General features: G+C 65.4%; 8 protein-coding genes and 1 pseudogene. 3 read left to right on the top strand and 6 right to left on the bottom strand.

Going from position 1 to position 9179, the window contains the following annotated elements:
- Positions 1-129 precede the first annotated feature (129 nt).
- Positions 130-450, top strand: a pseudogene (locus tag Gocc_RS15290) (IS256 family transposase); the annotation flags it as partial.
- A gap of 47 nt (positions 451-497) precedes the next feature.
- Here Gocc_RS15290 and Gocc_RS17175 read toward each other — a convergent pair.
- The 5 genes from Gocc_RS17175 to Gocc_RS15315 form a co-directional block, all read right to left on the bottom strand.
- Entirely contained in the window at positions 498-932 is a 435-nt protein-coding gene (locus Gocc_RS17175) for a transposase (protein WP_114797447.1), read from the bottom strand.
- Between the two features lie 50 nt (positions 933-982).
- Entirely contained in the window at positions 983-1957 is a 975-nt protein-coding gene (locus Gocc_RS15300) for an ABC transporter permease (protein WP_220150667.1), read from the bottom strand.
- Between the two features lie 92 nt (positions 1958-2049).
- Positions 2050-3567 (bottom strand): sugar ABC transporter ATP-binding protein, encoded by a 1518-nt coding sequence (locus tag Gocc_RS15305; RefSeq protein ID WP_114797449.1) that lies wholly within the window; start codon positions 3565-3567, stop codon positions 2050-2052.
- Positions 3564-5003: an amidase gene (locus Gocc_RS15310; RefSeq protein ID WP_114797450.1), complete on the bottom strand. Its 1440-nt coding sequence runs from the start codon at positions 5001-5003 to the stop codon at positions 3564-3566. Before Gocc_RS15310 ends, Gocc_RS15305 begins: the two co-directional genes overlap by 4 nt.
- 92 nt (positions 5004-5095) lie before the next feature.
- Entirely contained in the window at positions 5096-6100 is a 1005-nt protein-coding gene (locus tag Gocc_RS15315) for a sugar ABC transporter substrate-binding protein (protein ID WP_181813745.1), read from the bottom strand.
- A 179-nt stretch (positions 6101-6279) separates the two neighbouring features.
- Between Gocc_RS15315 and Gocc_RS15320 the strand changes: the two genes are divergently transcribed.
- A complete protein-coding gene (locus tag Gocc_RS15320) occupies positions 6280-7863 on the top strand; it encodes an AMP-binding protein (RefSeq protein ID WP_114797452.1) in 1584 nt (527 codons plus the stop codon).
- Here Gocc_RS15320 and Gocc_RS15325 read toward each other — a convergent pair.
- The gene (locus tag Gocc_RS15325) at positions 7860-8588 is read right to left on the bottom strand and encodes a GntR family transcriptional regulator (RefSeq protein WP_181813746.1); all 729 of its coding nucleotides are present in this window, start codon (positions 8586-8588) and stop codon (positions 7860-7862) included. The genes Gocc_RS15320 and Gocc_RS15325 overlap by 4 nt on opposite strands.
- Before the next feature lie 26 nt (positions 8589-8614).
- On the opposite strand from Gocc_RS15325, the gene Gocc_RS15330 reads away from it, so the two are divergent.
- The gene (locus Gocc_RS15330) at positions 8615-9178 is read left to right on the top strand and encodes a nitrilase-related carbon-nitrogen hydrolase (RefSeq protein WP_114797454.1); all 564 of its coding nucleotides are present in this window, start codon (positions 8615-8617) and stop codon (positions 9176-9178) included.
- Position 9179 lies beyond the last annotated feature (1 nt).

Below are 9179 nucleotides of genomic sequence, written 5' to 3' on the forward strand. Positions count from 1 at the left end.
TCCGCAACAGCCTGACGGCCTCGGAGCGAAACTCCAACGAGTAGGGCGGGATCTTTGGCATCAGCAGACATCCTTCCCGACCGAGCGAACTCAGTCAGCAGATGTCCACGGAAGCGGGGGAACTCCAACCCCGACGCCGCCGCCAGCCTCCGCGAAGGGCTCGCCGAGACGCTTACCATCAACCGCCTCGGCGTGACCGGGACGCTGCTCAAGACGGTGATGAGCACGAACCCGGTGGAGTCGATGATCGAGATCGTCCGCGCCCACGCCCGCAACGTGAAGCGCTGGCAGAACGGCGACATGCGCCTGCGCTGGGCTGCCGCCGGCATGACCGCCGCCCACACCCAGTTCCGACGCGTGAAGGGCTACCGCCAACTCCCGCAACTCGCGGCGACCCTCCGCCACACCGTCGGCGCCGAGAACCCGTCCACCATCGCTGTCACAGCCTGACCATATGATCCATCAGGAGGCCGCCATCAGATTCCACGGCCGTCGGGTCATCCTCCGTCGAGCTGGCGGACATGCCCGAACGTGAACGCGCGCAAGAACGTCCCCAACGTCGACGGCGCCGGGATCCAGCCGCCCAAAAGCCGACGCGTGCGGCCTGCTCGCAGGATCTCAGTATCGTCGATGCTGTCCGCCCCCAGCGCCATCGCGTAGACGAGCGCGATCACCTTGCGGCCAGCGTTGGCCGCGCCGGGCCGGTCGCGGCGCAGCCGCACCCGCTGCTGCGCCAGCGCCTCGATCCCCAGCCGCTGCGCGAGCGTGGCGACCAACGCCACGCCGGCGTCCGAGACGACCCGCTCATCGTCGAAGACGACCTCCAACCCATCCAGTCCGACCGCCCCGTCATCATGCACCATCAAGGTGACCTCCTGACCGCAGGCCCCGGCTGCCCGACACAGCCGTAAAAGACCTGCACAGGAGGTCATTCTTCATTCCGCACCGGACGGAACCCGCCTACCCAATCGGTGGATCCGGGCTAAGGGGTTTCGGTCGTCGGCTCTGTAGTGGGGGTTGGCCCGCGGCCTGTTCCCTCCTCGACCTTCCTGAGGCCTCCGCTCCGGATCTGCTGTAGTCGGTCGATCGCGACTGCGGCGATCAGGATCGCGCCGGTCACGACTTGCTGCCAGAAGCTTGACACGCCGGCGATCGACAGGCCGTTCTGGAGGGTGCCGATGAAAAGCACGCCGACGGCGGTGCCGGTGACGCCGCCGACGCCACCGAGGAAGCTCGTTCCGCCGAGCAGCACTGCTGCTGCAGCGTCGAGTGGGATCGAGGCCCCGACGAGAGGGCTTGCCGCGCCGAGGCGTCCGGCCTGGATCACGCCACCGAGGGCGGCGGCGAGCCCTGTGATCCCGTAGACGAGCATCAGCGTCCGTGAGACGTTGATCCCGGATAGTCGCGCTGCTTCGATGTTCCCGCCTACCGCGTAGACGTCGCGCCCGAAGTACGTCCAACGGAGGACAACGAAGGCGATCCCGTAGGTCGCGACCATGATCCAGATTGGAGACGGGATCCCGAGGATGGTGCCGAAGCCGAACCAGTCGATGAGCGGCGACGTTATGTACGTCGTTTTCGTGTCGGACCAGATATTGACCAGCCCCTGGTACAGCGACAGCGTTCCGAGCGTCACTACGAAGAACGAGAGCCCAACCTTCCCGATCAGAACCCCGTTCACGAGTGCGCCCAGAAGCGCGCCCGCCACCAAGGTGACGAGCACGGCGAGCCATGCAGGCAGGCCGGCGTTGTTGAAGAGATGGGACAGCAAGATCCCCATGAGCGCGAGTGTCGAACCGACTGAGAGGTCTATGCCGGCGGTGAGAACCACGAACGTCATTCCGATTGACACGACGAACAGAATCGAAACGCTCGTGAGGAGGTTCTCGATGTTCGGGCGCGTGAAGAAGTTTTCTTGCGTGATCGAGAGGAAGACGAAGATCGAAACGAGAAGCACCAGAACCGCGGCATAGCGACTCGAGGCCGACCAGACGCCGGCGGCGCGGTCAACGAGTTGCTGTCGACGGCGGTCGGGGCTCAGGCCGCCACTCATTGATGTCCCCCGGCGAAGTACGCAATTCGGGCTTCGGTGGCTTCGTCGCGTGAGAGCCAAGCGACGATCCTTCCTCTGAACATGACGGCAATGCGGTCGCACAGGAGGCGAAGCTCGGGCGTTTCTGACGACGAGACGAGAACGCCGATCCCGTTGTTGGCCGCTGTGCGCAGCAGTCGGTAGATCTCGGCTTTGGCTCCGACGTCCACGCCTCGAGTCGGCTCGTCGAGCATCAGCAGGCTCGGGTCGCTCGCGAGCCACTTGCCGAGCACGACCTTCTGTTGGTTTCCGCCCGACAACGTTGAGACGGGCACCGCCGGAGAGTGCGTTTTAATCTGGAGTGCGGCGATCGAGTCGCTCACGGTCTTTGTCTCGCGTGCCGGCCGTGGGTATGTGAGTCTGGGTACCCGCGAGGTCGAGGCCATCAAGAGGTTCTTGTGGACGCTCATCCCGAGAACCAGTCCTTGAGTCTTGCGATCCGCGGGGACGAAGCCGAGTCGGCTGCGGATGGCGTGGCGCGGGGAACGGAACGGGCGCACGTTTCCCTCAACCTCGACCGTTCCGGTATTCGGCGAGCGTAGACCAAAGATCGCCTCTAACAGTTCGCTGCGACCGGCACCGACAAGGCCGGCTAGGCCCACGATCTCTCCTGCGCCTACATCGAGATCGACATCCGCGAAGAAGCTGCGCAACGTTAGCCCGCGGACTCGAAGGGTAGGCGTGCTGACGATCTCGGCGGCCGAGCGGCCGTCGGCGAGGGCTTCTTCCTCGAGATCGCGGCCGACCATCATCTGGATGAGGCGGGCGCGGTTGAGCTCAGTGATGGCGCCCTCCCCGACGCTGTGTCCGTCTCGCAAGACGGACACACGATCGGCGAGTTCAAGGACTTCATCGAGTCGGTGCGAGACGAAGATTGTCGAAACACCGTCTTTGCGGAGATTGCGTACTACCCGGAAGAGAGACTCAACTTCGTCATCTGTGAGGGAACTCGTCGGCTCGTCGAGGATAAGGACACGAGCATCGATCGATAGCGCACGGGCGATTTCAACCATCTGTTGTTGGTCGGGTCGTAGCCGACGAACCGGCAGAGACGAGTCGAGGTCGACTCCGAGCCGTTCGATGGCGGCGCGCGCCCTTGCCCCTGTTGTCCGCCAGTCGATGAACCGGCCTCGCAACGCCATTCGGTGGCCAAGGAAGACGTTCTCTGCGATCGAAAGGTCCGGCACCAGCGTGGTCTCCTGCGTGACCGTCGCGATCCCCTGGCGGAGCGCATCGGTCGGGTTCCGGAACGACGTCTGGCTGCCGGCAAAGTGGATGCGGCCGGCGTCAGGCTGAAGCTGCCCCGACAGGATCTTGAGCATCGTCGACTTCCCGGAGCCGTTCTCGCCGAGCAACGCATGGATCTCCGCAGGGCGAATGCTGAGCGTAGCTCCGCGAAGCGCGTGCACTCCGCCGTAGCGCTTATGCATGCCCTCGGCGAGGAGGATCGGCGGAGTGTGAGCTGTGCCCGTCATGCTGCCGGAAGGTGACGGGAGGACGTCCGAGCGCCGTTCACGTTAGCGTTGTCGAACGCGGCCTCCAGAAGAGCGGCGGCTGAAAGGGCAACACGGTCGCTGAACGGGTTTGCGACGATCTGGACTCCTAGCGGTAGCCCGAGGTGTGTCCCGACACGCACGACCGCGACCGGCAGCCCGGCAATGCTGTAGGTGTGCGTGTAGTTGAAGGCGTCGTAGCTTTGGAGCGGTGTGTCGGTACCTGGCATGCAGCCATGCAACGGAGCGCCACCGACGGTGACGGGACAGAGGATGACATCGTAATCAGCGACAAACGAACGGACGGCTGCCCGAAGCGCCGACCAGCGCCCGAATAACGCGAAATATCCGCTGGCGTCGAGTGCACAAGACCGGAGTGAATCGAGCAGAGATTGCATCTGGGGAAGATGCCGCCCTTCTGCCCGCGAGAGGTCGTCTCGTGCGCGGGCGCCGCCGTCGGCGGCCATCATCTCGAAAAAAATCGGGGTCGCTGTCGATACGTCCGGGGGTGTGACGTTCTCGACGCGGCAGCCTGCGGCTGCCAGAGTCCGGGCGGCGGACGCGACCGCGTCTCTCGTCGCGGCGTCAACGGCTGCGACGCCGTCATCATCGTAGAAGCCGACCCTGAGGTCGCTTGTCGACGTGAGCCCGGCGTCCGAGAGGTTCGTCTGACCGATGAAAGGGTCGATGCCGTCCGGGCCAGCGATGACTTGCAAAAGCAGCTCGATGTCCTCGACGTACCGCGCCATCGGGCCGACGGCGCTCATGTCGACCATGCCCGTGTCGCGGGTGGACGGCCAGCAGCCAGTCTCTGGCACGAGGCCCGCCGTCGGCCTCAGGCCGACGGTGCCGCAGTAGTGCGAGGGAACACGGATTGAGCCGCCGCCGTCGGTTCCTATACCGACAATGGACGCGTCGGCGCCCAGTAGGGCTGCCTCGCCACCGCTCGAGCCTCCAGGCGTCCGCGCTGGATCATGTGGATGCAGTGTCTTGCCGCAGACGATGTTGTCGGTCTCGTACGACCAGGTGTACTCGGGGACGTTCGACTTGGCCACCACGATGGCGCCCGCGTCGCGTAGTCTGCGAACGACCGTCGCATCCTGTTCGACGACGTGACCGACCCGTGCGAGCGAGCCGCTGAGCGATGGGAGGCCGACGGCTTCGATCGAGTCCTTTACCGTCACAGGTAGCCCGAGCAGAGCCCCTTGGCTGCCGGAGTCCCGTCGTGTATCCGCTCGGCGGGCCTCAGCCAGAGCCGTTTCCGGATCGCATGCGACCACTGCATTGAGATGCTTCGCGCCTTCCAGGCGAGACAGAACGTGGCGGGTGAGCTCGACAGATGAGAGTTCTCTCCGCGCCAGGCGGCCGAGCCACGTGCTCGCGGACGGCTCGAGCCGGGAATGGCGGGATTCTGGCATCTAGTTCTGCTGCGCGGAGTGGAGTTTCGGGCCTTTCGACGCCTGCGAGCGACCCCTCGGACTTCGCCGAGGGGCCGCTCGCGGCCAATCGATTACTTGATCGTTTTCAGCTGGGCATCCCAGCTTGGCAGCTTGTCCACGTTCGCCTTGGTGACCAGGTTCGGACGCACGACGACCACTGCCGCCGGAAGCTTCTGCTTCGACGTGAGCAAGTAGGCGCCACGGACAAGTTCACGCCCGATCGAGACGGACTCGCTCCGCACCGTCGCGGCGAGTCGGCCGTCCCTCACGGCCGCGAGGCCGTCGCTAGTGCCGTTGAGCCCGACGACCGTAAGCTTCCTGCCGACCGACCGCGCCGCGATCACGGCGCCGATGGCGCTCGGATCGTTGTAGCCGATCACAGCGTTCATCGCAGGGAAGCGTTGCACGAGAGCGTTTCCGGCCTTCTGTCCGCCCGTGACGTCATCGGTGGCGTTGTCCTGCACACCGACCACTGTGAGACCCGCCTTCTTGGCGTAGAACGCCTGGCGCGACGTCAGGTACTTGAGGGCCGGAACAGGCGCCCCGATCCCGATGAGACCGACCTTGGCGCCCGGCTTAGCTTTCGCAAGCGCCTTGACCTGCAGGAACGCCTGGATGTCGCGGGCCTGCCAAACCCCGGCGGACACTCCGGGGATGCCCTTGGCCGCAGGGTTGCCGAATCCCGCATCCTCGGCGACAACCGGGACACCCTGCTTCTTCGCCTGCGCGAGTACCGGGTTGACCGCCTTGGGATCGAGCGGATAGAAGATGATCGCGTTGACCTTCTGAGCGAGCAACTGCTGCATGTTGCTCACCTGCTTGTCCACGCTCAGCGCGTCATCGAGCGTGATGATCTTGCATCCGAGCGCCTTCGCCTGAGCGACGGCACCCTTCTGCATGTACTGCAAGCTCTCGTTGGCGGCAAGCGGGTTCTGCAGACCGATCTTGCACCTGACGCCCGCTTTGGCTTTGACATTGCCGAACGTCGACGGGGCTGCGCCCTCCTTGCCGGTGTAACCGGGGATACCGGCCGCGACGGCGGCGCCGACTGAGACGGCGAGGGCGACGGCTGCCACCCAGATGGCAGTCGTGACCCATGTAGGTCTCCGCATGGACTCCTCCTTGCATCTGGCGTAGGCCCTGCCCGCCTTGCACGCGCAGCGACTGCCGCCTTAGGGGTGCCAACGATCGGATCACATCGCATGTGCCACGTCAAGGGTTTGATCAAATATCAAACACCTGGTACGGTCACGCGATGTCCGAGTGGGGTCAGAAAGCCCTCCGTGTGTCCCCGTCGGACCGCACGGTCGCTGCGTTGCTGCGCGACCGAGCCCAAGGCCTCGCCGACGCGCCGTTCCTCCTGGCGGGTGGCGAGGCCTGGACTTTCTCAGAGGCAGCGGAAAGGGCGGCGCTCCGCGCAGGCACGCTACGCGAGGCCGGAATCGAGGCCGGCGACCGCCTGGTCGCGCTCTTGCCGAACGGCCCTCTCCTGGTTGAGCTCTTCCTGGCCTGCGCGTGGTCAGGAGCGGTGCTCGTCCCCATGAACACGGCGAGTCGCGGCCCCCAACTGGCACACGTGATCGGCGACTGCGACCCCAAAATAGTCATCGCCAGCGACGCATTCCTCGCAGAGTTCGCGTCGGTCGACACGATCAGCGACGGGTCGACGGCTCTGTGGGTGGCGGACAATGCATCTGCACGGAACGTCGTGCCGCAGATCGGTTCGGCCCCGTCTCTCGAAATGCGTGAGTGCCGACCAAGCGACCCTCTCGCGATCCTTTACACCTCCGGCACGACGGGCCCGCCGAAAGGTGTCGTCTGTCCCCACGCCCAGTTTTGGTGGTGGGGCCACAACACCGGGAACGCGTTGGGGATCACCGACGACGACGTGCTCTTCACCTGTCTCCCCCTCTTCCACACGAACGCCTTGAACACCGTCGTCCAATCGCTCTTCCACGGCGTCAAACTCGTGATCGGGGAGCGGTTCTCCGCGTCCCGGTTCTGGCAGACGGTTATCGACGCGGACGCATCCGTCACCTACATCCTCGGCGCGATGGCGGCGATTCTGGCCGCCCGCGATCGGAATCCCAACGACAGCGCACATCGCGTCCGCGTCGCCCTTTCGCCAGCAACCTCGCCACCGCTGTGGGATGTATTCCGCGAGCGCTTCGGAATCCAGATCGTGGACGGCCACGGTATGACCGAGACCAACCTCACAATCGGGCCTCGCGATGGCGAGCAGCGCCCCGGCTGGATGGGACGTGTCATGCCCGGGTTCCAGGCAAAGCTAGTCGACGCTGACGGCAACGATGTTCAGACGGGGACGCCGGGCGAACTCGTCGTCCGCGCAAACGAAACCTTCGCCTTCGCCACCGGGTACTGGCGCCTGCCCAACGAGACTGCCGAAAGCTGGCGCGACCAGTGGTTTCATACGGGCGATCGCGTCGTCGCCGACGGCGACGGCTGGTTTCGTTTCCTCGACCGAATCAAGGACGCTATCCGCCGGCGAGGTGAGAACGTCTCCGCATGGGAGGTCGAGCAGGCGCTGACAGCACACCCCCAGGTCGTGAACGCTGCGGCCGTCCCCGTCCCATCACCTCTCGGGGAGGACGACGTGATGGCGTTCGTGGTCTGTGCCGACCCCGCCCCAACGCAGGACGAGCTGACCACGTGGGCGGATGAACGGCTCCCCTACTTCGCAGTCCCGCGCTACCTCGAATACCTCGCCGATCTCCCGCTCACCGAGAACGGCAAGATTCGCAAGTACGTGCTCCGCGAACGGGGCCTGTCCGAGACGACCTGGGATCGAGAGAGGGACGGAGCGCCGAGGCGGCGCTAACCCGTCGGCTCGGCCACGAGGTCGCGCACGAAGATGTCGGCGAATGCGTCGATGTGCTCGCGCAGCATCCGTTCCGCCATTTCGGCGTCGCCCGCGCGACAGGCAGAGACAATCGCGGTGTGCCCCTGCTCCTCGATGTCATAGACGCCCGCCTGATCGTCCGCGATCACGAAGGCGCTGAACCGTTCCGACGTTTCGAGCATCGGGCGCAGCAACCGAGGGATCCAGCGCGATCCCGACGCCTGGGCGATAGCGAGGTGGAAGGCTGTGTTGCCGCGGATGATCTCGACGCGCTCGCCCAGCTGGTAGGCCGAGGAAAGATCGTCGAGCGCGGCGCAGAGAAGCGTCTCGGCGTCCTCGTTCCATCCGATCGCCGCACGTCGTACGGCGATCAGCTCGAGCGCGAGTCTCGCCTCGTACACGTCGCGCATCTCGCCGGGGTCGATCTGGGTCACCCTCGCCCCCTTGTATGGCACGTGCTCGGCGAGACCGAGCGCCTCCAGTTGCCGCACAGCTTCGCGAATCGGGGAGATGCTCATCCCTAGCCGCTCGGCGAGCACCTCGAGGCGAAGGGGTGTTCCTGGAGCGATCTCGCCCATCACGATCAGATCCCGAAGCGCGTCGGCTGCGCTCGACGCCATGGTGCCCCGATGCGAGGCGTCGAACGCTGGGTAGGCAGGGAGGGAAGCGGACTTTGGCTCGGCCACTCTGCAATATTTGATCAAAAGCCCCTGCGAGGCAAGGAGCCAACATGAGTAACGACCTCGAAGCAACATTTCGGGCGGCAGCTGTGCAGGACGCGTCCGTCTGGCTCGACCGGGCAAGGTCGACGGAAAAGGCGTGCGCGCTGATCGAACAGGCGGGGGCCGGAGGTGCCGACATCGTGGCGCTCCCCGAGAGCTTCATCCCTGGGTTTCCATACTGGGTCTTCGTCAAACCGCTCGGCGAGACCACCAGCTGGCACGAGCAACTGCACCACCAGTCAGTCGAGGTGCCGGGCCCAGAGGTCGATGCGCTCGTTGCGGCGGCGAGGCGGGCGGGCGTAATCGCAGTCGTCGGCGTCACCGAGAGCGAGCCGGGTTCGATGGGGACGCTGTACAACACCAACGTCGTGGTCGGCCCAGACGGGCTGCTCGGTAAGCATCGGAAGCTTGTCGCGACATGGGGGGAGAGGGTCGTCTGGGCCGGCTCGCCGCGACGGCTTGCACTGGCCCCACCGCGACGGCTTGAAGTGGCCCCACCTGCCGTCGGGTTTTCTGTTCTGCGAGTCATAGCTGATCGGGCGCCGCGCTGCCGTTCCGGAGCGGAGCCGTAGG

Origin of the sequence: Gaiella occulta (assembly GCF_003351045.1) — a bacterium.
GTDB classification, from domain to species: Bacteria; Actinomycetota; Thermoleophilia; order Gaiellales; family Gaiellaceae; genus Gaiella; species Gaiella occulta.